Annotated in this window: 19 protein-coding genes; 7 read left to right on the plus strand and 12 right to left on the minus strand. The window is 71.7% G+C overall.

Going from position 1 to position 25433, the window contains the following annotated elements; all coding sequences use genetic code 11:
• Window positions 1–17 precede the first annotated feature (17 nt).
• The 5 genes from IG05_RS0126025 to IG05_RS0126045 all read right to left on the minus strand — a co-directional run bounded on the left by IG05_RS0126025 (window position 18) and on the right by IG05_RS0126045 (window position 4399).
• Complete coding sequence (locus IG05_RS0126025; protein WP_030346300.1) at window positions 18–320, minus strand: WXG100 family type VII secretion target; 303 nt, start codon at window positions 318–320, stop codon at window positions 18–20.
• 38 nt (window positions 321–358) lie between these two features.
• The gene (locus tag IG05_RS0126030; RefSeq protein ID WP_030346302.1) at window positions 359–700 is read right to left on the minus strand and encodes a WXG100 family type VII secretion target; all 342 of its coding nucleotides are present in this window, start codon (window positions 698–700) and stop codon (window positions 359–361) included.
• Between the two features lie 118 nt (window positions 701–818).
• Window positions 819–1982: a S8 family serine peptidase gene (locus tag IG05_RS0126035; protein WP_030346304.1), complete on the minus strand. Its 1164-nt coding sequence runs from the start codon at window positions 1980–1982 to the stop codon at window positions 819–821.
• Between the two features lie 151 nt (window positions 1983–2133).
• Window positions 2134–3939: a WXG100 family type VII secretion target gene (locus IG05_RS0126040; RefSeq protein WP_030346305.1), complete on the minus strand. Its 1806-nt coding sequence runs from the start codon at window positions 3937–3939 to the stop codon at window positions 2134–2136.
• Window positions 3932–4399, minus strand: coding sequence for a hypothetical protein (locus IG05_RS0126045; RefSeq protein WP_234336036.1), 468 nt, complete (start codon window positions 4397–4399; stop codon window positions 3932–3934). The genes IG05_RS0126040 and IG05_RS0126045 overlap by 8 nt, the downstream gene beginning before the upstream one ends.
• A 518-nt stretch (window positions 4400–4917) precedes the next feature.
• Between IG05_RS0126045 and IG05_RS0126050 the strand changes: the two genes are divergently transcribed.
• From IG05_RS0126050 to IG05_RS0126065, 4 genes are all read left to right on the plus strand, one after another.
• Window positions 4918–5439, plus strand: coding sequence for a hypothetical protein (locus tag IG05_RS0126050; RefSeq protein WP_030346308.1), 522 nt, complete (start codon window positions 4918–4920; stop codon window positions 5437–5439).
• Between the two features lie 69 nt (window positions 5440–5508).
• Window positions 5509–7800: a hypothetical protein gene (locus IG05_RS0126055; protein WP_030346310.1), complete on the plus strand. Its 2292-nt coding sequence runs from the start codon at window positions 5509–5511 to the stop codon at window positions 7798–7800.
• A complete protein-coding gene (locus IG05_RS0126060; protein WP_158839026.1) occupies window positions 7775–8359 on the plus strand; it encodes a hypothetical protein in 585 nt (194 codons plus the stop codon). The genes IG05_RS0126055 and IG05_RS0126060 overlap by 26 nt, the downstream gene beginning before the upstream one ends.
• 100 nt (window positions 8360–8459) lie before the next feature.
• Window positions 8460–8996 (plus strand): hypothetical protein, encoded by a 537-nt coding sequence (locus IG05_RS0126065; RefSeq protein WP_030346313.1) that lies wholly within the window; start codon window positions 8460–8462, stop codon window positions 8994–8996.
• A 70-nt stretch (window positions 8997–9066) separates the two neighbouring features.
• On the opposite strand, the gene IG05_RS0126070 is transcribed toward IG05_RS0126065, so the two are convergent.
• The 3 genes from IG05_RS0126070 to eccB are packed head-to-tail and all read right to left on the minus strand — an operon-like array spanning window position 9067 to window position 12457.
• Window positions 9067–9675 (minus strand): hypothetical protein, encoded by a 609-nt coding sequence (locus tag IG05_RS0126070; protein ID WP_051790286.1) that lies wholly within the window; start codon window positions 9673–9675, stop codon window positions 9067–9069.
• Window positions 9675–10916: a type VII secretion-associated serine protease mycosin gene (gene mycP / locus IG05_RS0126075; RefSeq protein ID WP_030346316.1), complete on the minus strand. Its 1242-nt coding sequence runs from the start codon at window positions 10914–10916 to the stop codon at window positions 9675–9677. Before mycP ends, IG05_RS0126070 begins: the two co-directional genes overlap by 1 nt.
• Before the next feature lie 11 nt (window positions 10917–10927).
• Window positions 10928–12457, minus strand: coding sequence for a type VII secretion protein EccB (gene eccB / locus IG05_RS0126080; RefSeq protein WP_030346318.1), 1530 nt, complete (start codon window positions 12455–12457; stop codon window positions 10928–10930).
• 197 nt (window positions 12458–12654) lie between these two features.
• On the opposite strand from eccB, the gene eccE reads away from it, so the two are divergent.
• The 3 genes from eccE to IG05_RS0126095 all read left to right on the plus strand — a co-directional run bounded on the left by eccE (window position 12655) and on the right by IG05_RS0126095 (window position 18430).
• A complete protein-coding gene (gene eccE / locus IG05_RS0126085; RefSeq protein ID WP_078894489.1) occupies window positions 12655–13992 on the plus strand; it encodes a type VII secretion protein EccE in 1338 nt (445 codons plus the stop codon).
• A 2-nt stretch (window positions 13993–13994) separates the two neighbouring features.
• A complete protein-coding gene (locus tag IG05_RS0126090) occupies window positions 13995–14774 on the plus strand; it encodes a hypothetical protein (RefSeq protein WP_420707628.1) in 780 nt (259 codons plus the stop codon).
• A 299-nt stretch (window positions 14775–15073) separates the two neighbouring features.
• The gene (locus IG05_RS0126095; RefSeq protein ID WP_030346322.1) at window positions 15074–18430 is read left to right on the plus strand and encodes an SCO5717 family growth-regulating ATPase; all 3357 of its coding nucleotides are present in this window, start codon (window positions 15074–15076) and stop codon (window positions 18428–18430) included.
• 72 nt (window positions 18431–18502) lie between these two features.
• On the opposite strand, the gene IG05_RS0126100 is transcribed toward IG05_RS0126095, so the two are convergent.
• The 4 genes from IG05_RS0126100 to rbfA all read right to left on the minus strand — a co-directional run bounded on the left by IG05_RS0126100 (window position 18503) and on the right by rbfA (window position 25399).
• Window positions 18503–19450, minus strand: a complete 948-nt coding sequence (locus tag IG05_RS0126100; RefSeq protein ID WP_030346324.1) for a bifunctional riboflavin kinase/FAD synthetase — start codon at window positions 19448–19450, stop codon at window positions 18503–18505.
• 130 nt (window positions 19451–19580) lie between these two features.
• Window positions 19581–23777: a serine protease gene (locus tag IG05_RS47080; protein ID WP_107051421.1), complete on the minus strand. Its 4197-nt coding sequence runs from the start codon at window positions 23775–23777 to the stop codon at window positions 19581–19583.
• Between the two features lie 264 nt (window positions 23778–24041).
• Window positions 24042–24947 (minus strand): tRNA pseudouridine(55) synthase TruB, encoded by a 906-nt coding sequence (gene truB, locus IG05_RS0126110; protein ID WP_030346327.1) that lies wholly within the window; start codon window positions 24945–24947, stop codon window positions 24042–24044.
• On the minus strand, window positions 24944–25399 hold the full coding sequence (gene rbfA, locus IG05_RS0126115) for a 30S ribosome-binding factor RbfA (protein ID WP_030346328.1): 456 nt from the start codon (window positions 25397–25399) through the stop codon (window positions 24944–24946). Before rbfA ends, truB begins: the two co-directional genes overlap by 4 nt.
• Window positions 25400–25433 lie beyond the last annotated feature (34 nt).

The raw sequence follows: 25433 nt of genomic DNA on the forward strand, positions 1-25433 counted from the left end.
CGACGTGTGAAGCCGGCTTACATGAAGTAGCCGGCGGCCTTCCGGTCGCCGCCCTGGTAGTCACCGCCGGCCGCGTGCACGACCCTGCCGATGGCCTTGAGGGCCTCGTGGATGCCGTGAGCCTCACGGTCCCAGGCGGCCTGCTGCTCGGTGTACGCGTTGTGGGCCTCGCCCTCCCACATGCTGGCGACGCCGGCGACCTTCCGCTTGATGGCCTCCAGGCTCTCTTCCAGTCGCTGCGCGTGGTCGGCCAGCCGCGTGGCGGTCTCGTCGAGAGAGCCGTAAGTGACCTCGAGCTCACCGCTGTTGTTGACGCCCATGATTGCTCCGTTGCTGAGAAGTGTTGGCCAGGTGGGGATCAGTAGCTGGACAGCGCCGAGTGCGAGCCGCCGAGGTCGACGTCGATGCTCTGCACCTGCGAGCGGACCTCGTCCTCCGTGCCGTCCTTGATCCGCCGGGTGGTGCTCATGGCCTCGATGAACTTGGCGAGGATGTTGCCGATCCGCACCATGCGCTCGTTGATCTCGGTCTGCTTGGTGTTGAAGGCGCCGGCGCCGATGCCCTTCCAGTGGCCCTCAAGGCTGTCGATGATGGCCTGGAGCTCCTTGAGCTGGCCCTTGATGCCCTCGAAACGGTGCAGCAGCTCCTTTTCGAGGTGGATGATGTCCTTGTCGCTTACCTTCTGGCGCTGCGTCGCCATGTCCGTGCCTTTCTTCGTGGAATGACCTTGCCGGGCGCCGAGCCTGAGTCAGGCACCGGCGCGGGCGGCAAGCGGGCTGCTGCTCACTCGGCGAATGAACAGGTACGCGGGAGACCGCTCAGGCGTTACGGCGTGCGCGCAGCACGGCGAAACCGGCGCCTCCGACGAGTAGTACGGCGGCTGCGGCGCCGATGATCACCCAGGTTGGGGTGTCGCTGCCGGACTCGGTGTCCTTCGCGGCGGCGGAGGTGGGACCGTTGGCGGAACCGGCCTTCTTGTTCGGCTTCACCGACGCTCGGTCGGTGGGCGTGGCCGAGGATCCCCCGCCGGCCGTGATGTCCTCGTCCGGGTCCGCCCCGTTCTCGGCCGCGAGGGGGTCCCTGTTGGCCGGGCCCGGATCGATGTCCTTGTCGATCAGCACCCGGCGCGGGCGGATGATGCCGTAGCCGAGGTACTTGCTGGGCTTGTTCTTGGCCCAGGTCCGGCCGGCGGTGTCGATGAAGGAGCGCAGGACCTGGTTGGCCGTCCAGTCGGGGTGAGCGGACCAGACGAGGGCGGCGGAGGCGGAGGCGATGGCGGAGGCGGCACTCGTACCGGACTCGGCGCAGTACTTCGTGAACGTGTTGTCGCACCAGCCCTGGACGTCGAGGCCCGGCGCCGCGAGGTCGACCTGGTTGCCGTAGGAGGAGAAATTGCCCACGGTTCCAGTCTTGTCGATGGCCCCGATACCAACAGCGTACGGATCCATGGACGGATAGTTCCGCTTGTTCCCCTGGTCTCCGGTGTTACCCGTGGACGCAAAGAGCAGCTTGCCCTTGGACGCGGCGTACTTGAGGGCTACTTCTTCCTCTGAGTTGTAGTACCGGCTGCCATAGGACATGTTGATGATCTTGGCATCGCTGTCAGCGGCAGCCCTGATCGCCTCGGCAGAGGTGAGGGATTTTGCCCGTTCGTCCCCATCTCTCAGCTGGTCAAGCCCCACCCTGATGGGGATGATCTTCGCCTCGGGAGCCAGGCCCTTCACGCTACCGTCGGCTCCGGTACCGGCGATTATTTCGGCAATCGAGGTGCCATGGCCGTCATAGTCCTGGGTGACGTGGTACTTCGCGGCTTTGGGTACCTCGTCGACAAGCACCTGGCCCTTGAGCGAAGGCGTGTCCGGGTTCACTCCGGTATCGACGACAGCGACCTTCACCCCCTTGCCGGTGCTGTACTTCCATATCTCCTTGGCGCCCATCGCGTCGAGATACCACTGCTTGGGCTGGCCGCCGTCAGCAGCCACGGCTCCGGGGGCCAGTCCTGCCGATGCGATGGCCAGCGCGCCCAGTACCGAGCAGACAGCAGACAGCCGTCTCGCGTTGCGCCTCATCAGGGCATTCCTCGTGCCGCGTCGGCCGGTCCCTGGCTTCATGCCTGTCTACGTCCTCGCTCGCTCAGTCGCTCTTCTCGGGCACATCACGCCGCTGCTGCGACGGGCGCTGCCGGTGCGTCTCGGCAGCCCCGCCGGCACGTCCGCCCACCGCTCCGCGACCGAGTCCCTTGGAGCCTGCCTCGGAGCCGTTGAGCGGGGAACCACCGGTGTTGCGGGGCGCGCCGATCACACCTTCCGGGTTGCTCGCCGAGCGCAGTACCGCCTGCCCCGCACCGGGTTCCGCCTTCGCCGTAGGGGCACCGACGACGCCTCGCTGACCGAGGCTGCCCTTGGTGGGCGTGGAGGAGGCCGGTTCCTCGGCGCCGACGACCATACCGCGCGGCACACGGGGGTTGGCCGTCCCTCCGGAGCCACGGCCCGTGACGGGCTTCCCGCCCACGACACCGTTACGCGCCTGACCGGTGGGACCGGTCACTCCTGTGCGTCCGCCAGGCGTGTTGGTCGTCCTCGGCGTTCCACCGGTGACAGGACGACCCACTTGCGCGCGACCGGACTGGACGGGCCCGCGTGCACCCGGCTGACCAGCCGGGGTCGCGCGGCCCGTGGCACGCGCGGGCTGGCCCGTCGGCCCCTGCGGCACCCGACCGCCGGCGGCGGAACGACCCGCTTGTCCGATGGGACTCTGCGGCACTCGGCCACCGGCGACGGAGCGACCGGGCTGCCCCGTCGGAACCTGCGGCACACGACCGCTCGCGGTACCCGACGGACCAGTGCGCCCCTGCGCGGAGGTCGGCAGCCGGCCGATCGGGCCGTAGCCGGGGGTACGACCGGCGGTCGGCACGACAGGAGGCGCCATCGGCCCAGTGGGGAGCGGGGGCAGCGGGCCGCCACCACTGGTGGTCGGTAGAGTCGGCGTCGGAGAGCTGGGCGGTGTGGCGGGCGTCTGGGTCGGAAGGGTGGTCGTGGTGTTGATCTCCGTGCCGACCTCGTGACCGGAGGGCGTGCTGGGCTCGTGGACTTCCCTAAGGGGCGGTACGTGACCACTGCCACCGGTACCACTTGAAGTCACCGGCTCGATGTGGCTACCCGTCGTGCTCCCGTGGCTTCTCGCTGCGCCTCCACCGAGAGAGGCGGGTGCTGCTGACCCCGAGTGGCGCGGCCATTCACGCCCCGACGGCTGGGGCACCCCCACATCCGGAATAGGCGTATACGGCTTCGGGTCGGTCTCCAGCGCCATTCCCAGTGCCATCGCGGAAACCGAGTAGAAGGACGCCAACCGGTTCATCTGGTTGATCGCCTCTTGCCGGTTCTTCTCGACCTTCACCGCGGTCGCGTAGTCGGGGTTGCTGTCGACCTGCTTCGCCTTGGGGAGTTCCGTGGGGAGCTTCTGCTCGTCCGCGGGACGGGGGTCCCGTTCCGCGGGCATGGAACTGCGCACCGAGGCCAGTCCGGTGGCGGCGGTGGAGATCTCGGTGGCGGCGACGTCGGCGAAGGTCGCGAGCCCCTTGGTCCAGGTGATCAGGCCGTCGGTCCAGGAGCGGAACTGCTCCGCGCCCTCGCCCTCCCAGTCGACGCCCTTGAGGTGGGTCTCCAGATCCGTCGCCGCCTCGTGGATGGCCGTACGGGCGTCCCACAGGGCCTTGCTGGCCGTCTCCAGGTGCTCGGGGTTGGCGTGGTGGACCAGGTCGAGCATCGCGTTGAGGTTGTGACCCTCGAAGTCGGTCCTGCCCATGGACAGAGCCGCCCCGATCGGCGTGCCCCGGAACCCGTTCTGCAGCCGGCTGAGCGTGTTGACGAAGCCGACCTGGCGGTTGGCCTGCTCGACGTCGGCCTTGTACTCGGGCTGCTGCTGCCAGTTGTCAGTCAATGGAACCTGCCCCCGCAGACTTGTCGTCGCCGCCGTGCTCAGCAGCCTTGACAGGCTTGTTCCCGGCGTCCTTGTCCTTCGACTGCGTCGCCTTGTGGTGCTCCTCGTCGAGGTGCGAGCGGATCTCCCAGAACCGGCGCCGTACCTCGTCCTCCGTACCGTCGTACGTGACATCGGCGGCGTGCGCAGCGAGCGTCAGGGCCTCGATCTGCAGACCCAGGTTCCTCGACAGCGAGGTGAGGCGCTCGTGCACCTGCTCGTACTTGCCGTGCAGGTCGGTCGCCTCGTTGAAGGGGATGTTCGAGCCGCTGAACGAACTGGGGCTGAGCCTGTGCTCCGCCAACCTCGATGGACTGCCGGGGGCACCCTCGAAAGCCGTCAGCGCGTCGTCCACCTTCTTCTTGAACTTCGCCAGCGCATCGATGCCGCGCCTCATACCCGAGCCGCTACCGCCGCTCACCGCGACCCCTTCCCCGTTTCCCCGTTGGTACAGCCGGACAGACCGGGTGGCACGCAGCCACACCACCGATCTATCGCCGACCACTGTAGTCACTGTGTAAATCGCGGCCAACTGAACTCCGCGACGGTTCAGTTGCGAAGCTGTCCCGAAGTGACCGACTCATGACACCCGGATGCCGACAAGGCGCCCAATCGCGACAGAAGGGGGGTGACATCTGCTCAGAAACTTCACATGGGCACGGTGTGCGGTGGATTCGGGCTCCATGGGGGAGGAACTTTGCATCCACAAAACCTCACCTTGGGCGGGCCGGCCCCGGCGTTGCCGAACAGTTCGGTGCCGCGCCCGGTGGCCGCCGTGACGAGGCCCGCGCCGACCAGCCGACGGGCGCAAACGGGCGCACCTCCGCCGAACTTTCACAGCCGACACATGGCGTATAGCGGACATGGTGCAAATTTTTATCGACGTGGGTTGCTAGCTTGACCCGGCACCGGAGCATCGACGGGGGAAGGGGCCCTTCCATGGCATGGGACGAGTGGGAGCAGCTCAAGGCACAGGCTGTCCAGGGGCAGTCGGCGCACATGCAGCTCAACCATGTCGACGGGGGCGGTGGGACGTACGGCCCCTATGTCCTTCCCGGCAAGACCGGTGACCTCAAGGTGGGTCACAAGGACCTGGAGAAGATCGGCAGCGCGGCCCACCACCTCTACGACCAGCTCTGGGACAAGGCCCGCGTGGCCACCCCGAGCAGCGACAGCGCGGCCGGTGACCTCTCCCAGCAGGGCTTCGCCCTCGGCGCCGGACTCCAGCACGTGTCGAACCGGTGGGAGGAGCAGTTGAAGTCCCTGATGGACGCCTGTGCCCAGATCGCCAACCACATGCAGGTCACCAAGGCCGTGCACGCGAACGACGAGCACTACATCCAGCGGCAGATGAGCAGCATCGACGCACTGGACGACGGGTTCGACGAACGGGTCGGGGCGCCGGGCGAGAAGAACGACTACGGGGACGACGGAAAGGGCGAGGGCAAGAAGAAGGGTTAGCCGCGCCTGAGTTGTCGACGACGCAGACGATCACCACATCCGGCACCGCTACTCCTGGGACGACCGCCGATGAACTTCAATGCCTTGTACCACGCGAACTTCAAGTTGCTCGACGACGCCGTCACCGACTGGTCGACGCTGGTGAAGCACCTCGCAGACCTGAAGAAGGACGCTGAGGACAGCCTGCACAAGGCCGCCAACCAGGCCGAGTGGGCCGGGGTGAACGCAAAGGTCTCCAAGGAGTTCATCGGCAAGACGGCCGGCGAGTTCGGAGACGCCCACACGCAGGCCACCACCATCTACAAGATCCTGCTCGACACCCGGGACGAGTTGAAGTCGTTCCACCGGCAGCTGGCGGACGCCGTCTCGCGAGGCAACGGGAGGGACCTCACCGTCGTGGACACCGGCGACGGCGGGTTCACTGTCATGGGCAACACACGGCCCGACTGGCACTCGGACCCGAGCGGCAACAAGAGCGCGACCAATCAGAAGGACGTCGACGACCTACGGGACGAGATCCAGAGCATCCTCGGCAAGGCTACCGAGAGCGACAACACAGCGAAGACCGTCCTCATGGCGATCGCCGACCAGACCAAGATGGGCTTCTCCGACGTCAGCTACAAGGACCGGGACACCGCGGCGGCGGCCGTCAAGGAGGCCGACACGTTGGCGAAGCTGGCGAGGCAGGATCCGGAGGACCTCACGGTCAAGGAATTCGACCTTCTGAACGCCGGCTTGAAGAAGTACCACGACGATCCCCTGTTCGCCGAACGCTTCACGACCACGCTCGGAGCGAAGAAGACCCTGGAGTTCTGGGCCGGCGTCGCGGATCCCATGGTGGCACCGGAACTCACTCGCAATCGACGGGAAGAGTTCGACGAACTGCAGAAGAGCCTGGGGCTGACACTGGCCACGGCGAGTCAGAGCGACACACCGAGCATGACTCAGTGGAAGCGTGACGTCATCGAGTTGGGTGACCAGCCGGTCGGACACCGAAGGAACGTCATCGGCTTCCAAATCATGAGCAACCTCATGCGCGGCGGGGACTATGACGATGCGTTCATGGCCGACTACGGCAAGCAGTTGATGGCGACAGAGCGCAAGCTGACGCACGACGGGAACTATGCCGCCTGGGGACGCTTGGCTTCCGACCCCTATCTGAACCGGCTGGGCGGCGACTCGGGCTGGGATCCGCTGAGCGGATACCTGAAGGGGCTCTCCAACAATCCGGACGCCGCCACCGACTTCTTCAACGACGACTTCATCCCGAAGGACAGCGACCACAAGCACGCCGTCTCCAACTTCAAGTACCTGTTCGAAGATCGCCATTGGCCGCACGAAATCAAGAGCGACGGCAGCGGTGATGCGAGCACCGATGGACGCAACGACCTGGCATCCGCTCTGGAAGCCGCAGCGACCGGCCATCCTGCGGGTGAACTGCCCACCGACGACACGCCGGCCCATGATCCAGGTCAGGCAAAACTGTTCCAGAGCATCGTGTCCTCGATCTCGGAAGACAACGGGCGGCTCACCGATCACAGTTACATGTCGGACAACATCGGCCAGATCGCATCGGAATACCTTCCGGACATCGATCGCGCCACAACCGACGTCGATCGGCATCCGGAGAAGGGTGACGCGGCAGGTCAAGCCGCGTGGGAACGTCTCCAGAAGCTGTACCCCGTTCAGGGCACGCCTGCCGAAGTGAACCACCGCGACGTCTCGCGGTTCCTCTTCGCCGTCGGACAGGACCCTCACGGCTACGCCGCTGTCGAGGTGGGCCAGAAGAGGTACATGGGGAAGCTGCTGGAGTACCACCTGAATCCGGACCTGCCGGAAAGCCAGCGGCCCGACCGCGACTTGGAACTCACGGTCCGGGACATCGCACGACACTCGGGCCAGGTGTCGGGAACCCTTGCCATGGGGCGCAACGAAGCGGTCGCTGGACCCGCTGACGTCGAGGACAAGGATTTCGATCACTCGGTTGCCCAGTGGAAGAACCTGCTGTCGGGAACGGTCGGCACCGGCGTCGGTGTCGGCACCTCGTTCATTGCCTCTCCGGCTGTCGGCGCCGGGGTGGGCGGTGTCGCCGGTACGGCCACCAGCATGATGCTGGAGGAACTCTTCAAGGACGCCGAAGGCAGTGCCAAGGACGATGCCGGTGCCAAGATGGGCGAGGACTGGGAGAACGGTACCCAGGCCAACATGAAGTACACGAGTGCGGCTGCCTTCAATGCGGCCAAGCAGTACCACCTCGATCGTGACGTTTCCACGTGGGCGGAGCAGTCTTCCAACCAGGGATTTCTCGAAGGTGGCGATTACATGGAGCGCGTCGGTGCTGAACTCGTCACGGACATCTGATGTCAAGGTCAAGCCGGTCGGAGAAAGTCAGGAGTATGCGATGGCTCGGCGAGTAGTGGCAACCACCGCGGCGCTCGGCATGCTCAGTCTGGTCGTCGGCTGCTCGGGGTCCGACGACCAGAAGGAATACGACGTACCCGGAGCGCTGTGCGGTGTCCCGGTCGACCCCGACCTGGTCTCGCCGTTCCTCCCCTCGGGCAAGAAAATCCGTGTGTCGGAGACACGTCCTGTGCCCTCCAGGAAGATCTGCCGACTGGACGTCGACAGCAAGTGGGCGCTGATGACGAATGTGGAATGGTGGCCAGAGGGTGCGTCCAGTGCCACGGTCGCATCGGGCAATCCACAACTGGACAAAGCCCAATTGTCCTCCGACGGCAACCTGTACAGCGGAACAGGCGCTGTTGTACTGGTCAAAGGCTGCAAGAACTCTCATCACGACGAACAGCTCCTGTTCACCTCCCTGCGAGTCCACGACCCGGACCTCGGTGACGTCTCCGCCATGAAGAAGTTGGCGGCCGCATACACCGGGGCTGTCGGACGGTCCGATGAATGCGCGTAAGGCGGCCAGGGCTGTGGCCGCCTCCGTTGCCCTGGTGAGCGGATGTGGTGGTGGAGGAACTGCAGAACCTGTCTCTCTGCATGCTGGTCAGGTACGGGCGGTGCTGCCGGACGCTGCGTCCTTGCCCGGCTGGGAAGCCACCATCGAGCCAGTCGTCTATCCGCTGGAGAAGGCCAAGACGCTGGGTCTCGCTCGGTGTTCCGAGGACGCCGAGCAAGGCTCCTGCAAGCGGGTCCGCTTCGTCGGTGCTTCTGAGTTTCACCAGCAGAAAAGACCGGTCATCTCCTTCATGGTCCAGACGTACCGCGACCCTGCCGCAGCCCAAGCCGCCTACGGAACCGTCTGGAAGGCGTGGAAGGGGTGGATGCCGGCTCCGAAGGCCCTGCCGGTCGGGAAACTCGGAGATCAGCGAAATGCCGTGGTCGGGCTGAGTCCATCGGCGGTCAAGGGGTCGAAAGGCCTGACGATCCTTGTCCGAAAGGGCAGCGTCATCATGCTGTCCACGGCCTGGTCGGGTACACACGTCGACATGGCGGACTCCTTCCTCACCCGATTCGCCGGTGTCTTCGCGCAACGGGCCGAAGAGGCTCTGGGAGGCAAGGCGCCGTCGGCCGGAATCAGGCCGTCCTCAAGCTGAGCGGACAAGATGGCAGAACCCGGGCGGCCTGGGTGTGTCGGACACGCTGGGTATCGCGCACGAAGGCAGGTCAGCACTCCCCGTCACGTGCCGATGCCGCGAGCCGGTACCCCGGGTAGGTGAGCGTTCCCTCTCCGCCGGCGATGCCCGGTGGGGAGTAGTCGTCCTTCTCCGACCGGATGCGCTTGATGTGGGCGCACAACGCGCGGTCCGCGCCGTCCCCGGTGACCGTGAAGAACGCGTCGTCGAGCGTGTTGCCTTCGGCGGGTTCGGTCGTCACCCCGTACTCCGGTGCGTCGCCGCCGCCGTGCTGGATCACCTTGTCCTTGAGCAGCGATGCGTAGTCGGTGAAGGGGAGAGGGTTGCCCCCGTCATCAGCCTGGAATGTGAAACCGTCGAGCTCGTCGGTCGCTTGTCGGACCGCGGTGGTCAGCTCGCCATCGCTCCAGGACACGTCATCGGAGACGTTGAAGCCCTGGACGGACGTGTAGACGCCGATACTCGCCAACCCTAGAAAGATGAGGCGGGCGGCGACGAAGGCGGAGCCGGGCAGCTCCGGAGCCGACGGGTTGAGGTTCGCCCGCCAGGCGCGCACCCGGTCGGTCTTCACGCAAGCCATGGCCACTAGCACGGCGGACAAGACCACGCCCAGCACATTCAGCTTGGTCAGCGCGTCCACTACCCGACCCGCATTCGGCCACGGCGCCTGCGTCGTGCGTCGCGTAGGGCCACCGCTCCTCCGCCGAGTCCGGCCACCAGTACCGCGACGCCGATCGCGACGTACGTGGCGATGCGGGCCGTGCGTTCCTGGGGGGTTTCGCCGAGGGTGAGGGTGGCGGGGGTGGGGGCCTCCGCATGGGTGAGGCCGGCGTCGGGGCGGGGGGACTCGATCGGGTGATCGTCCTCCGTGAGGGCGCGGACTGGATCCACCACGCCCCATCCGACCCGGATGTCGTGGCCGGCGATGGAGCGTTCGGCCGTCTGCTCGATCTGGGCCACGATCTCACGGGGCGTCCAGTCGCCGTGTTTGGCCTTGATCAGCGCGGCCACACCGGCCACGAAGGGGGCGGAGAAGCTGGTGCCGTTGTCCGGGCAGTGGCCGCCCTTCGGAACCGTGGAGATCATGTCGACGCCCGGGGCGGCCACACCGACGAAGTCACCGGACTGGGAGAAGGCCGCGCGTTCGTTGTTGCGGTCGGACGCGGCTACGGCGAGGACGCCGTCGTAGGAGGCGGGGTAGGTCTTCTTCTCGTTGCCGTCCACGCCGTCGTTGCCCGCGGAGGCGACCACGACGATGCCGGCCCGCAGTGCCTCGTCGACGGCCCGGTGCAGGTCCTCGTCGGGCGCGATGGCGTTGGCCGTGTCCTGGGAGATGTTGATGACGCCGGCCTTGACCCGGATCGCGTACCGGATCGCCTGGGCGAGGGTGCCGGCCGTGCCGTGCCCCTCCGCGTCGTTCTGCTTGATCGGGACGATGGTGGCCTCGGGGGCGAGCCCGACGAAGCCCGTGCCCTTCATGGGGCGGGCGGCGATGATGCCCGCCACACGGGTGCCGTGGCCCACCGTGTCCGTCGTGCCCTTGTCGTTTCCCCGGTCGATCGGCTCTCCCTTGCCGTCCTTGCGTGGCAGGAAGTTGTTCCCCAGGGCCGGCGCGACGGCGTGGGTGAGCTGCGGGTTGGCCGTGTCGACGCCCGTGTCGATGACGGCGACCTTGACGTTCCGGCCCTTGGACTGGCTCCACAGCTCATCGAGGTTGACGCGCTGCAGGGACCAGGGCGTACCGGCGTACTTGTGGTTCGACTTGGAGAACGTGCACTGGTCGGAGGCGGAGTCGGCCGCGGCCACCGGCACCGCCGACAGGGTGGCGGCCACCGCCATGACCGTCACCAGTGCGGTGCGGGTGCGGAGCGTGGACGTCATCGTCGTACCCCTCAGGAGCCCTGCGGCTGGCGGGCCGCCGCGGTCGACAGACGCGGGCCGGTCGGCAGGAACTCCGACCAGGACGCGGGGATCGGCGCGGGATTCACGTCGGCGTAGCCGAGACGGGTCTGCGCCAGCTTGGCCTCCTGCTGCAGCTGCTTGCGCTGCTTCGCGGTGAGACCGATGCCCTTGTCGTCGGATGCGCTGTCGTCGTTGGACTGCAGGCCGTAGCGCAGGCCGGTGTCGGTGACCAGGAAGACCGGGCCCGCCTTGGTCTCGCTGCCCTGGAACTGGCGGTAGAGCTGGCCGGAGCCCGCGGTGACGTACGCGCTGGAGGAGCCGGTGGGCAGGACCGCCGGGAAGTCGGTGCCCGCCCAGGTGCTCAGGGTGGTGTCGCCGTTGCCGGGGTCGACGTGGTTCAGGACGTTGCAGACGGTGTTGCGGCTGCCGTCGGCCGTGGAAGCGCTGTTGACCGCGGTGGGCTTCGCGGTGGGCCACTTGTGGTCGGCGGCGAACGGCGCGCCCCGGTTGATGGCGCCCGCGCTGACCTCCTGGTGGTGTCCGGTCTGGCCGAGCTTCACCAGGTCCTTGCTGACGAGGAGGAGCTGGGCGACGAAGTCGGAGACGGGGGCGACCCGGCCGGGCAGCACCACGAAGTACTGCTCGTGCCCGTTGACCGGAGCCCTGAGCACCATGCCGACGCGGTTGGCCTGGGGGTCCAGCTGCCCGGGGGCGTGGGCGGGGGCGGCCGGGACGCCCTCGACGGGCGGGAAGCTGATCGCGTCGCCGGGGTGCAGGGTCGCGATCCACTCCTTGGTCACCTGCTGCGGTGTGCGGTCCGCGCCCACGAGCGTCTGCAACAACAGGCTGTCGGAGGCGTCGACCGGGTACGCCCAGCCGCGCGCGTCGACCACGTACCGCTTCTTGTCCGGGGTGACGACGTAGAGGAGCTGGCCGCCGTGCAGCTTCTCCTCGGCGTCGGTGAGCTTGCCCTGGTCGCGCTCGGCGAGGACGAAGGCGGCCTTCTGGATGGAGCTGCCGCTGCCGCTCGGGCGCTCGCAGACGGCCCACTGCTTGGCCGTGCCGGCCTCCTTGCCGGAGGGGAGCCGGTCCGGGGCGTACGGGATGCCGATGGTGACGCCGTGCGGGATCTTGCCGTTGTCGAGGATCGACTCGTCGACGGTGACGACGTCGACGTCGCTCTGGGTGTCGAGGACGAGCTTGGCGGACGCCATGTTCAGGACCGGGTGGAGCTGGGTCTTGCCCTTGGTCTTCAGCACCACGTACCGGGTGGTGGACTTGCTGGCGATGATCACCTTCTGCCCGGGGGCGTCCCAGCCCTGCGGGGCGGTCGGCTTGAACATGCCCCAGGCGCCGAACACCGCGAGGACGACCGCACCGACGACCGCGCCGGGCAGGATGGCGCGCAGCGGCCGGGGCGCCCCCTCGTCGGAGGCATCCGGTGACGACTGCACGAACGACGCGAGCATGCGGCGCTTCGCGAAGGTGTAGGCGTTGAGTTGATCCCGCCGAGATGCCATCTGTGCCTGTTTCTCCCCGTGTCTCCCGCGGAGCGCGCCCGGGGACCGTGCTCCCCCGCCCTCCGTTGTCGGACCCGGCCCCTACTATGCCTGGTAAGGAGCGGGCCTCGTGGAGCGGGTAGGGTACCTGGGCCCTCAAGGGCCTTGTTCAGTGGCCTGGTTCCAGCGAGTTGTGAGCAAAACGGGGGGATGGAGTGATGGCTTCCGGAACGCGGACGCGAGCGCGCGGCCGGTCGGCGGCGCCAGGTCGCACGGCCGGGTCCGGGACACCGCCACGCGGCGCGTCCGCCCAGCGCGACGGGGAGCGGCAGCAGGTCACGCTCGGCCTCAGGCAACGGCCGGGCCGGGCCGGCTCGTTCCGTTTGCAACGGCTCGTGCTGGTGGAGCTGGCGGCGGCCGTGCTGCTCGTCGGCTGGGCCGTCGGGATGGCGGTGCTGGTACCGGCCGCGGTGCTCGCGCCGGCCCTGGTCCTGCTGGCCTTCGTACGGCGGCGGGGCCGCTCCCTGCCGGAGTGGCTGGCCACCGCACGGGAACTGCGGGCGCGGCAGAAGCGGGCCGCCGGCACCCCGATACCTCCGGGTACTGAGCCGGGCCTGGTCCCGGCGGTGGAGTGCGAGCCCGCCCTGCGCACGTACTCCTACGGCGCGCGTGACCGGCGGCCGGTCGGGATCGTCGGTGACGGCACGTTCGTCACGGCCGTCCTCCAGGTGGAGGCCGACGCGACCGCGCTGCGGGCCGAGCGGAGCCGGCAGCCGCTGCCGCTGGGGCTGGTGCGGGACGCGCTGGAGGTGGACGGGATCCGTCTGGAGTCGGCGCAGATCGTGCTGCACACCCAGCCGGCGCCCGCGCTGCACCTGCCCCAGCAGTCCGTGGCCGTCGCCAACTACCTCCCGCTCCAGGAGCAGACCGGTGCCCCGGCCGTGCGCATCACCTGGATCGCGCTGAAGCTCGACCCCGAGCTGTGCGCGGAGGCCGTGGCCGCGCGCGGCGGCGGTCTGACGGGTGCCCAGAAGTGCGTGGTGCGGGCCGCGGACCACCTGGCGAGCCGGCTGACCGGCGCCGGGTTCCGGGCCCGGGTGCTGGACGAGGAGGAGCTGGTCGCCGCGCTCGCCACCTCCGCCTGCGCCAATCCGCTGGTCACCGCCGAGGCGGGGCGCAGCGAGACGCGGGAGCGGCGCACGGAGGAATCCGGGCGCAGCTGGCGCTGTGACAACCGGCGGCACACCACGTACTGGATCCGGCGCTGGCCCCAACTGGGCGGCGAACGCTCGGAGTCGCTGCCGCAGTTCGTCGCGGGGGTCACCGCCGTACCGGCCCTGGCCACCACGTTCAGCCTGACCCTCGCCCCCGGTGAGCGGCAGGAGGTTTCGCTGTGCGGGCACCTGCGGGTGACCGGGCGCAGTGACGACGAGCTGGTGGCGGCCCGGCGGGCGCTGGAGGACGCGGCCCGCCGGTCCGGGGCCGGTCTGACCCGCCTCGACCGTGAGCAACTGCCCGGCATGCTGGCCACTCTTCCTCTCGGAGGCGCGCGGTGACGATCCCGACGACTTCCCCGGCACCGGGCGCGCCGGCACGGGCGGCGCAGGAACCGTCCGGTCCCCAGCGCGCGCTGGAGCGGCTGCGGCACGGCCTCGGCCTGCTCGGACCGCGCCACGGCCGGCACGGGCTGTCCGTGCAGCAGCTGGACGCCCTCGCCCTGCCCATCGGGGACGACGGGGTGGTGGCCGGTGTCGACGCCGAGGGACAGCCGGCCGTGCTGGGCATCAACCGGCCCACGCCGTACGACGTCGTCCTGATCGGGGGTCTGTGGACGGCGCAGGTGCTGGCGCTGCGCTCCGCCGCCACCGGCGCGCGCGTCGCCGTGGAGACCGGGCGGCCGCAGGCGTGGATGCAGATGGTGCATGCCATGGGCGGCGGGCAGAACGGCCTGTCCGTGTACGACGTCGGGCGGGTGCCGCCGCAGGGGGCTTCCGCGGGAACGCCGGTGCTGGTGGTGCGGGACTGCGGTATGCGGCCGCCGCGCGGGCGGGTGGTGTCCGGGCCCTGGCAGTCGGTGCTGACCCTGCTGCCGTATCTCAGCCCGGCCGCGCCCCGGCTGCTGCGGCAGGCGCGGCTCGCGGGTATCCAGCGGGTCTCGCCGGACGAGGCGGCCGAACTGGGGCGCACGATGGGACTGTCGCGGACCGAGGTGGAGTCGCTGCCCGCGCTGCCCGACGGTGTCACCCTGTGGTGCACCGACCGTGACCGGCAGTATGTGCTGACCCAACCCACCGACGCCGAGATCGGATTGTTGGGCACGCCCCGCCGGATGGACTGAACTGCCCATGCCTGTCCCTTTTGTTCACGCTGTCGTGGCGGTTCCGCGGGACGGGCGGGGTGTTTCCGGCCCGCGGTGACCTGGTGGGCGGGCGCGGAGAGGCGGACGGGCCTGCCGAGGTGCGGCTCTTGGTGATTAGGCTGGGAGTGGGCGCGATGACAGGACCCGTGAGCCGGGCGTCGGTGTCCCCGGGGGAAGGCCGGTGCATCGGACCGCCCGACGACTACGGACGACTCGGTACGACACGACATGGTCGCCCCGGCACGGCATGAGGGTGCTCGACCACACCAGGAGGAACTGTGAGCAGCGATCGGGACGGGATGCGCGGGGGCTGGGACACACCCGGCGATGACCAGCCCGACGCGGAGGCCGTCGAGACCACCGGCGAGTTCACCATCGACTACGCTCCCCCCGCCTGGTACACGCAGAACGCGTCCGGTACGGCCGGGGGCTCGGGCGGCGCCGTCGGTGCCGGCGGCGCGGGCGGATTCGCCGGGACCGCGGGGAACTCCGGCGCTCCCGCCGCTCCTGCCGCTCCAGGTGTGCCCTTCCCCACGGGTTCGCCCGTGCCGGGTCCGACGCCACCGCCGGCCGGCACGCCGCCGCAGGGGACTCCGTACGGTCCGGCGGCGCAGGGTGCGTCGTTCACTCCGCCGCACGGCGCCTCGTACGCTCCCCCGGTCGCGCAGCCCGCGCCGCCGGCCGGTGAGCCGGTGCCTGTGCCGCGGCTGCCCGAGGGCTTCGAGCCGCAGCAGCCCGGAACGGCCTCGCAGGAGGCGCCGGCTCCCTCTCCCGCGGTCGAGCCGGAGACGGACAACGGGGACCTGGAGAGCGGGGCGACCATGCGCTTCTCCGCCGTCGCCCTGAAGCGCCAGATGGCCGAGATCGCCGAGCGCGCGGCAGCCACCGAAGCGCCGGCCCCCTCCGAGGGCGACGGCGACGGCTCCGGAAAGGCCACGGCCGCGGCGGGTGACGCGGGCGTGGGTGACGCCTCGGAGGCCTCGTCCGGTGCGGAGGGCTTCGCCGGAACCGAGGGCTCCGCCTCGGACGCGTCCGAGGCGGGCGGGGAAGCCGCCTCGCCGGAGGGCGCGGTGGCGGAGGCTGCCGGATCAGACGGTTCCGAGGGGTCCGAGGGTTCCGCCGCTGCCGACGGGGACGGGCAGGCGTCCGCCGGGGGGTCGGACACTCCGGGTGCCGGCGTCGCCGCCGACGCCGAGCAGGGTGGCGCCGAGGAGGGTGGCGCCGACGCACTGCGTGCCGAGGCGCCGGAGGATGCCGCCGAGCCCGTGCGGGTCTCCGGCGTACCGGCGCCGGCGGACGACGCGGCCCACAGCAGCGCGCCGCAGCCCGGCGCGCCCGAGGACGGCACGCCGGCCGACAGCGCCACCGCCGACAGCGCCACCACCGACGCGGCCCCGCAGCCCGGCGGCCCTCAGCCTGCCGCGCAGCCCGCCGCCGCGCACCCTGGTGGCCACGGCTTCCCGTCGCCCGGCGCCCCCGAGTCCGGCGCGCCCGACTCCGGCACGTCCCAGCCCGGCGTGCCCCAGCCCGGGCCCGCCGTGCCCCCCGCTCCCCCGGCTCCCCAGCCCGGCTGGACCCCGTCGCCCGCGCCGCAGCACGGGCTGCCCCCGCTGCCGCCGTCGTACCAGCCCGCCGCCCCGGCCCCCGCGGCCCAGTGGCCCGGGCAGCAGCCGGCCGCCCCGCAGCAGCCCGGGCCGATGCCCGGTGAGCAGCCGCAGCCGGGGGTCGCCCAGGGTCCGGCCGGCGTACCCGGCCAGCAGCCGCCGTTCCAGCCGCAGGCCCCGCAGCCCGCACCCGCCGGGTGGCACCAGCCCCACCAGGCCCCTCACCAGCCCGGCCCGGCCCCCTACCAGCCGAACCAGCCCGGCGCACCCGCGCAGCCGGCCCCGAGCCAGCCGTACCAGCCCGGCGCGCCCGCAGCACAGCCGGTCCCCCACCAGCCGTACCAGCCCGGCGCGCCCGTACCGAACCCGGCGCCCGGTGCCCCCACCCCGCCGAGCGGCTACGGCTTCCCCCAGACCAGTGGCCCCAACCCCCAGGCACAGCCCGTCGGTTACGGCTTCCCGCAGCCGCCCGCCCCGCAGCCGGCCCCCAACGCACCCACTCCGCCGGGCGGTTACGGGTTCCCCCAGCCGGGCGGCCCCAACGCGCAGGCCCAGGCCGGCGGTTACGGCTTCCCGCAGCCCCCGCAGACCCCCGACCCCGCCGTCCCGGGCGCTCCGCAGGCGCCCCAGCCCCCGGTCGACCCCCGCTCCGGTGCCGCCTGGCCGCAGCCCGTGCAGCACGATCAGCGGCAGCCGACCAATCCCGGTGCCGCGCCGCTCGGTTACACCGCCGCCGTGGAGCTGTCCTCGGACCGGCTGCTCAACAACAAGAAGCAGAAGGCGAAGAGCGGGCGGCCCGCTGCGGCGGGCGGCCGGTTCAAGCTCGGCGGCAAGAAGGAGGAGGCCGAGCGGCAGCGCAAGCTGGAGCTGATCCGTACGCCGGTGCTGTCCTGCTACCGGATCGCGGTCATCAGCCTCAAGGGCGGTGTCGGCAAGACCACGACCACCACCGCACTCGGCTCCACCCTCGCCACCGAGCGGCAGGACAAGATCCTCGCCATCGACGCCAACCCGGACGCCGGCACGCTCGGGCGGCGGGTGCGCCGGGAGACCGGGGCCACCATCCGTGACCTCGTCCAGGCCATCCCGTACCTCAACTCCTACATGGACATCCGGCGGTTCACCTCCCAGGCCCCCTCCGGCCTGGAGATCATCGCCAACGACGTGGACCCGGCCGTCTCGACCACGTTCAACGACGAGGACTACCGGCGCGCGATCGACGTGCTCGGCCGGCAGTACCCGGTCATCCTGACCGACTCCGGCACCGGCCTGCTCTACAGCGCCATGCGCGGGGTGCTGGACCTCGCCGACCAGCTCATCATCATCTCCACGCCGTCCGTGGACGGCGCGAGCAGCGCCAGTACGACGCTGGACTGGCTGTCCGCGCACGGGTACGCCGACCTGGTGTCGCGGTCGCTGACCGTGATCTCCGGGGTGCGCGAGACCGGCAAGATGATCAAGGTCGACGACATCGTGGCGCACTTCGAGACCCGGACCCGCGGGGTGGTCGTCGTGCCCTTCGACGAGCATCTGGCCGCCGGTGCCGAGGTCGACCTCGACATGATGCGGCCGAAGACGCGCGAGGCGTACTTCAACCTCGCCGCGATGATCGCCGAGGACTTCACCCGGCACCAGCAGGCGCACGGCCTGTGGACGAACGACGGCAACCCGCCGCCGGTGGCCGCCCCGCCGATGCCGGGCCAGGCGACGCCGGGACAGCCGTACGGCGCTGGTCAGCCGTACCCGCAGGCCCCGGGACAGCCGTACGCACAGGCGCCGGGACAGCCGTACCCGCAGACGCCCGGTCAGCCGTACCCGCAGACGCCGGGACAGCCGTACCCGCAGGCCCCCGGCCACGGTCAGCCGTACCCGCAGGCCCCTGGTCAGCCGTACGCCCCGGCGCAGCAGCCGTACCCGCCGCAGCAGCCGTATCCGGGCGCGCAGCAGCCGGACCACTCGCAGCCCGGCCAGCCCCAGCCCGGTCAGCCGCAGCCTGGGCAGCAGCCCCCGCAGGCCCCGCCGCAGCAGTAGGGCCGCGGAAGACGGAGAAGGGGCGGCCGGTGCTCATCGCACCGGCCGCCCCTTCCTCTTGAAGCGAGCGGCTTACTGCTCCGCCGCCACGATCTCCCGGCACCGCTGCACATCCGCGGCCATCTGCTCCAGCAGGTCCTCCAGCGTGTCGAACTTCGCCTGGCCGCGCACGTACGCGAGGAAGTCGACGGCGACGTGCAGGCCGTACAGGTCGAGGCCGACGCGGTCGATGGCGTACGCCTCCACCGTGCGCTCGGTGCCGTCGAACTGCGGGTTCGTGCCGACGGAGATGGCGGCCGGCATGGCCTCGCCCTGGACGTGCAGATAGCCGGCGTACACGCCGTCGGCGGGGATGGCGGTGTGCGGGAGCGTCTCGACGTTGGCGGTCGGGAAGCCCAGCTCGCGGCCGCGCTGGGCACCGCGGACGACGACGCCCTCCACCCGGTGCGGACGGCCCAGGATCTCGCGGGCGCCGGCGAGATCGCCCTCGGCGACCAGGCGGCGGGTCAGCGTGGAGGAGAACGGCTCGCCGCCGCCCGCCTCACCGGTGACGTACAGGTCGACGACCTCGACCTCGAAGTCGTACACCTTGCCCTGCTCGGCGAGGAACTCGACGTTCCCGGCGGCCTTGTGGCCGAAGCGGAAGTTCGGGCCCTCCACGACCGCCTTCGCGTGCAGCTTGTCCACCAGCACCTTCACCACGAAGTCGGCGGGCGACAGCTTCGAGAACTCGGTGGTGAAGGGGAGGATGAGGACCGCGTCGACGCCCAGCTCGGCCATCAGTTCGGCACGGCGGTGGTGCGGGGCCAGCAGCGGCGGGTGGCTGCCGGGGCGGACGACCTCGCTGGGGTGCGGGTCGAAGGTGACCACGACGGCCGGAACGCCCAGTTCACGGGCGCGGTCGACGGCGTGCCTGATGATCAGCTGGTGGCCGCGGTGGACGCCGTCGTAGGAACCGATGGTGACGACGCTGCGCCCCCAGTCCTCGGGGATGTCCTCCAAGCCACGCCAGCGCTGCACTGTGACCGCTCCTCGAACCCTTGTCCGTGTCTGTCCTGACCTCGTTGTGCAGGTCTAAGGGTGCCATGCCGGGTGCGCCGCGCCGGCATCGGCATGGAGGCTGTGACGGGGCGCACGTTCCTGGCGCCGCTCAGGCCGGTACACGCACGCCCGCCAGGTTCTCGATCATGCGGCGGGCGCCGGGGCCGACGACGGCTGCCCAGTCGTCCGGGGCGTCGGTCAGCCAGCGGGCCATGCGCGCGGCGAAGCCGGGCACGTGCCGGCCCAGCTCGGCCAGACCGCGGTCGAATCGGGTGGTGCCCTCGGGTGTGCCGACGAGGAGCAGGCCGGTGCGGTGGACGAGGCCGCGGACCTCGTCCTCGTCCTCGCAGCCGCGCCCGGGTGCCACCGCCGCGTGCAGCACGGCGTCCAGGACGGCCGGGTCCTGTTCCCGGGCGAGCAGGAACTCCAGCAGCTCACGGCGGAGCGGGCGGGAGGCGGGCGTACCGGGGGCGGCGAGGACGGTGGCCAGGGCCGCGCGGAGCTGCTCCGGACCACCGTCGAGCAGGCCGGTGACGAGGGGCAGCAGGACGGGGCGGGCGGTGGGGCCCTGTTCGAGGCGGCGGTCGAGGTGGCCGGCGACGTGCCCGGCGGTCTCCGGACACAGCCGCACCGCTCCCCGCAGGAGGGCGGCGACCCGCGGGGCGAGGGCCGGGGTGGTGACCTCGGCGAGGCCGCGCAGTACCGCCCTGGTGCCCGGGCGGCCGGCGTCCGGGGCGCTCAGCCGGGCCCGGAATGCCTCCAGGACCGGTTCCGGGTGCGTGGTGAGGGCCGGGGCCAGGGCGCTCGGCGGGAACTGCGGGTCGCCGTCGGCGAAGTGGCGGAGGGCGGCGGGCAGATACCGGTCGCGGGTGTCCGGGTCACGGACCAGCAGGGCCAGGGCGCCGCCGTGCAGGGTGCAGTCGGCGGGGCGGGCGAGCAGGGCGAGGGCGGCGTGGCGCAGCAGCTCGCGGTCGGCGGCCGAGCGGACGTGCGGGGCGGCGCGCAACCCGTACGCCACCGCCGCGACCCGGCGGGCGGGGCGCTCGTCGTGCGCCCAGCGGCCGACCGCCCGGCAGAGGGCCGGCGGCTCGTCCTCGGCGAGGACGGCGAGCAGCTCGTCGGCGCGCCGGTGCGCGCAGGCCACCAGTACCTCGGTGAGATCGTCCAGGGCGCCGTGCCGGTGGGTGTGCAGCAGCGCCTGCGCGGCGGTGGCCACGGTGGCGTGCGGGGTCGCGGGCAGCGGCCGCTCGTCGGCGAACCAGCGGGTGAGCAGGGGCTGTACGACGGCGGGGGCGGCGGCGAGCAGCCGGGCCACGGCGTCCAGATAGCGGTCCCCGGCCGTGGGCGGCGCCGGGTCGGCCGGCACGAGCCGGCGCAGCAGGTGCAGGCGCTCGGCTGCCGGGACGGGCAGGGCGGTCCAAAAGGCGGGGCGGAAGTCGGCCGGTACGGTCCGCCGGGCGCGGCGCCAGGCGACGACACGGTCGGCGAGCAGGCGCAGCACCTCGGTGTACGGCGTGGGGTCCGGGACCTGCTGGAGGGTCCGGGCGAGCAGCCGGGCGGCCCACCAGGAGCCCGTGTCGCGGTCCAGCGCCTCGACCAACTCGCCGAGCCGCTCGACCAGTTGCCGGGGACCGTGCTGGCGGGCGAGGAGCAGCAGGGCCTGCACGACCGGGCCCACGCGGTGGTGCGGCACCGGGACCGGGCCGTGGCCGTCGTCCGGCTCGCCGGGGTGGTGCACCAGGGCCCGCAGGGCCTCGTCCAGGTCCAGGTGCATGCCCTGGATCCAGTCGGCCAGTTCCTCGTGGGCGAAGCGGTAGCCGTCACCGGCCGGCACGAGGAGTCCCTCGGCGAGGACGGCGGAGGCCCAGCCGGTGCCGCCGCCGAGCCGGGCCGGAGCGGGTCCCCACGGGAACACGGCCTCGAACGACTCCCGGTCCAGCTCGCCCCGGCCCGCGCCGAGGCTGCGCCGGGCGGCCTCGTGCACCTGCCCGGCCACCCGCGCGGCCAGCCGGCGGACGGCCGTGCCGCGCAGGCCGGCGGCCGCGGCGAGGCGGACGGCGACGCGCAGACACATCAGGTCGAGGTGGGCCGCGAACACGTCGTCCCGGTCGACGGGGCCGGCCGGCGGGGCGTCGGGTACGGCCGCCCGGACCTCGGCCAGCAGTCGCAGCGCCAGCGGATGCCGCTCGTCCCGCTCGGCCAGCACCCCGTCCGGAATGCCGTACCGCGCCCGCGCCCGCCGCCCCTCGTCGACGGTGAAGTCCCCGAGCCGCACACAGGGGGGAAGCGGGTCGGAGGCGCGGAGCGGCTCCTCCGGGCCCTGGGGCGGTCGGTGGGACGTCCCCGGGCCCCTGCGCGGGCGGTGGGACGCCGCGGAGGTCCCGGTGGACGGTTCACCGTCGACCGCGCCGGCCGGACCCTTCGACCCACGCGATCCCGACGGGAACTCGGGACCGTCCGCCACGGGCACCTCCACCGGACACCCGAGGCCGCCCGACACGGACACCCCCGCCGGAAACCCGAGTCCGTCCGGCCGGCGCACCCCCGCCGGAAACCCGACACCCTCCGGCACAACCACCCCCGGCGGAAAGCCGGATTCGGCCGGCACGGGCACGGGTACGACCCCGTCGGCGTCAGCGGTGACGGCCGAACCGGCCGGCGCCCCCGTCCACACGCCGTCGTCGCCCGCCGGAGCGGCAGGGGCAGGGGCAGCCGCCACCGCCCCAGCAGGGCCGTCCGACACCTGAGGTGACTCGACGCCCCCGCCCGAAGCCACGGACCCGGGCGCCACACTCCCGCCCGTACCCCCGCCCGGAGCCACGGACCCAGCCGCCACACTCCCGCTCGGAACCACGGACCCAGCCGCCACGCCTCCGCCGTCGTCCGCCCGGGCCCCGGAGTCGTCCCGGCCGGTCGCGGTCGCCTCGGGGGCGCCGGCCGGCGGGTACCCCGGGGTGTGGAGGAGGTCCGCGGCGAACGCGTTGCCGGTGTGTTCCCAGTGCTCCTCGCGGCAGGCCACCACCAGGCGCGCGCCGGTCTCGCGCAGCCAGTCGGCCGTGCCCCGGGTCCAAGCGGGCAGGCGGTGGGCGAGGACGGGGGGCATCTCCTCGGGGCCGTCGAGGAGCAGCAGGAGCGGCCGGCCGGCCCGGGCGGCGCGGTGGGCCACGTGTTCGGGGCTGGTGTCGCCGAGGTCCTCGGGCCGCACGCGGCGGGACGCGGCGACGATCCGGGCGGCGCGCTCCAGGGCGCGGCTGGCGGCGTCGGCCACCGAGTCGTCGGTGTCCTTGAGGTCGGCGCCGCGCAGCCACAGCGTGGGGGCGGGCCGCTCGTCCCGGGCACGGCGGGCGGCGAGCGCCGCGAGTTCCGTCGTACGGCCGCTGCCGGGGGCGCCGACGAGCCCGAGCACGGGACGGTCGCCGGCGGTGAAGGCGGCCAGCTCCCGGACGGTGTCGGCGCGTTCGAGCGGTTCGACGGCGCACGGGTGGCCGGTGAGGGCGTCCGGGGGGCCGTCCTGGACCACGGAGGTGGTGGTCAGCTGGAGGATGCCGGCGAGGTTGAGGTCGGCGCCGTAGGCGGGCACGGTGGCCGCGTTGCGGGCGAGGAGGCGGGCGAGGACGGCGTCGGCGGGCCGCAGCGGCACCGCGAAGCCCGCGTCCCGCTCGGCGGTGTGCAGGGCGGTGCCGAGGACGCCGACGACGGCGCCGGTACGGGCGTCCAGCACCGGTCCCCCGGCCGCGCCGCCGCCGAGCCGGAGCGCGTCCCGGCCGGCCGTGCCGATGGCCAGCTCCAGCACGTCGTCCAGCAGGTGGAAGCCGTGGGTGGCGGTGTACGTCACCTCGGTGGCCGCCAGCACCCGCGCCTCCCGCCAGCAGCCGGCGGCGACCCGGACGTAGGTGCCGGTGGCGATCCGCTCCCGCACGGACAGCGGCAGCGGGTCCATGCCGAGGCCCTCGGTGCGCACCAGGGCGAGGTCCAGGGCCGGCAGCGGGGTGACCGCGTCGGCGGGGACCACACAGGTGCGGTCCCCGGGGGCGTGCAGCACCAGCCGGGGCAGGCCGTCGACGGCCTCGTGGCTGGTGAGCAGGGTGCCGTGGTGGTCGGCGAGGAAGCCGTACCCGCGGGGGCGCCCGGCCAGGTCACGGATCCGTACGAGGACGGCATCGGCACCGCCGGCGCCGTCGTCCACGCCGAGTCCGCCGGCCGCGCCGTCCCCGTACCCGTGCGTGCACTGCCCGTACGGCTGCTCCCCGCACGCCCGTTCCTGCTCCCGGCGCCCGCCTCCGGTGCGCGGGCCCCGTCCCGCCATCGCCGTACCTCCCCGCCCGCTGTCCCCGTGCCCTGACCTCGACGGTAGGCGCACGTTGATCGGCGGGGCAGATCACGCGGTGAACGCGCCCCCTTCCGCTCCCCCGGTTCACTCCGAGCGCCTGCCCGGTCGGGTGAATACGCGGGGGCTGCTGGATAACCCTAGGGGTGGGGGAACCGAGGGGGACCGTGGAGCGGCGGCAGGGGCACGAGCCCGTGGCCCGCCGCCGCTCCACGGCAGAAGGCCCGTCGGGCCCGGCAGCGGTCAGCCGAAGACGGCCAGGCTCTTGGCCTTGCCCCGGTGCTCCTCGACGAGCGCGAGGAAGCGGCCCTCGGGGTCGAACACGGCCACGGGACCGGCGCCCGCGTACTCGTCGGGGATCTCCAGCCGGACGCCGTTCAGCAGCAGCCGGGACCGCCTGCCGTCGACCTCCCAGCGCGGGAACGCGGCGGACGCGGCGTCGGCGATCGGCATCACGGTCAGCTCCTGCTGGAGCTGGTCCAGCGTCCTCGCCGCGTCCAGCTTGTACGGCCCGACGCGGGTGCGGCGCAGCGCGGTGAGGTGGCCGCCGACGCCGAGGCCGGCGCCCAGGTCCCGGGCGAGGGCGCGGATGTAGGTGCCGGAGGAGCAGACCACGGAGACGATCAGGTCGATCACGGGTGTGCCGTCCTCGGCGACCGCGTCCCGGACGTCGTACACCGTGAAGGAGGAGACGGTCACCGGGCGGGCGGGGATCTCGAAGTCCTCGCCCTCGCGGGCCCGCTTGTACGAGCGCACGCCGTCGATCTTGATGGCGCTGACCTTGGACGGCACCTGCATGATGTCGCCGGTGAGCTTGGCGATGCCGGCGTCGATGGCCTCCCGGGTCACCTTGGAGGCGTCGGTGGACGAGGTGATCTCGCCCTCGGCGTCGTCGGTGAGGGTGCTCTGGCCCAGGCGGACGGTGCCCAGGTACTCCTTCTCGGTGAGCGCGAGGTGCCCGAGGAGCTTGGTGGCGCGTTCGACCCCGAGGACCAGGACGCCGGTCGCCATGGGGTCCAGGGTGCCGGCGTGGCCGACGCGCCGCGTCCTCGCGATCCCGCGCATCTTGGCGACCACGTCGTGCGAAGTGAAGCCCGACGGCTTGTCGACGATGACGAGGCCGTCGGGCGGGGTGGGCTTGCTGGTCATTCGGCGGCGTCGTCCGTCTCGTCGTCTTCCTCGCCCGGCTTGCGGTACGGGTCCGCGTCACCGGCGTACGCGGCGCCCGCGGACACCTCGCGCACCTTCTCGTCGGACTGGCGCGCCCTGTCGAGGAGGTCCTCGATGGTCCGGGCGGTGTCCGGCAGTGCGTCCGCCACGAAGGTGAGGGTCGGCGTGAACTTCACCCCGGCGGCCGCTCCCACGGCCGAGCGGAGGACGCCCTTGGCGCTCTCCAGGCCCGCGGCGGCGGCCTGCCGCTCCTCGTCGTCGCCGTAGACCGTGTAGAAGACGGTCGCCTCCCGCAGGTCACCCGTGACCCGGGTGTCCGTGATGGTGACGTGTGAGCCGAGCCGCGGGTCCTTGATCCCGCGCTGCAGCTTCTGGGCCACCACCTCCCGGATGAGGTCCGCCAGCCTTTTAGCCCGCGCGTTGTCGGCCACTGGTCCGTCTCCCGTTCTTTCTTCTTGCTTGCGT

This window comes from Streptomyces sp. NRRL S-1022 (assembly GCF_000720135.1).
In the GTDB taxonomy this organism is placed as follows: Bacteria; Actinomycetota; Actinomycetes; order Streptomycetales; family Streptomycetaceae; genus Streptomyces.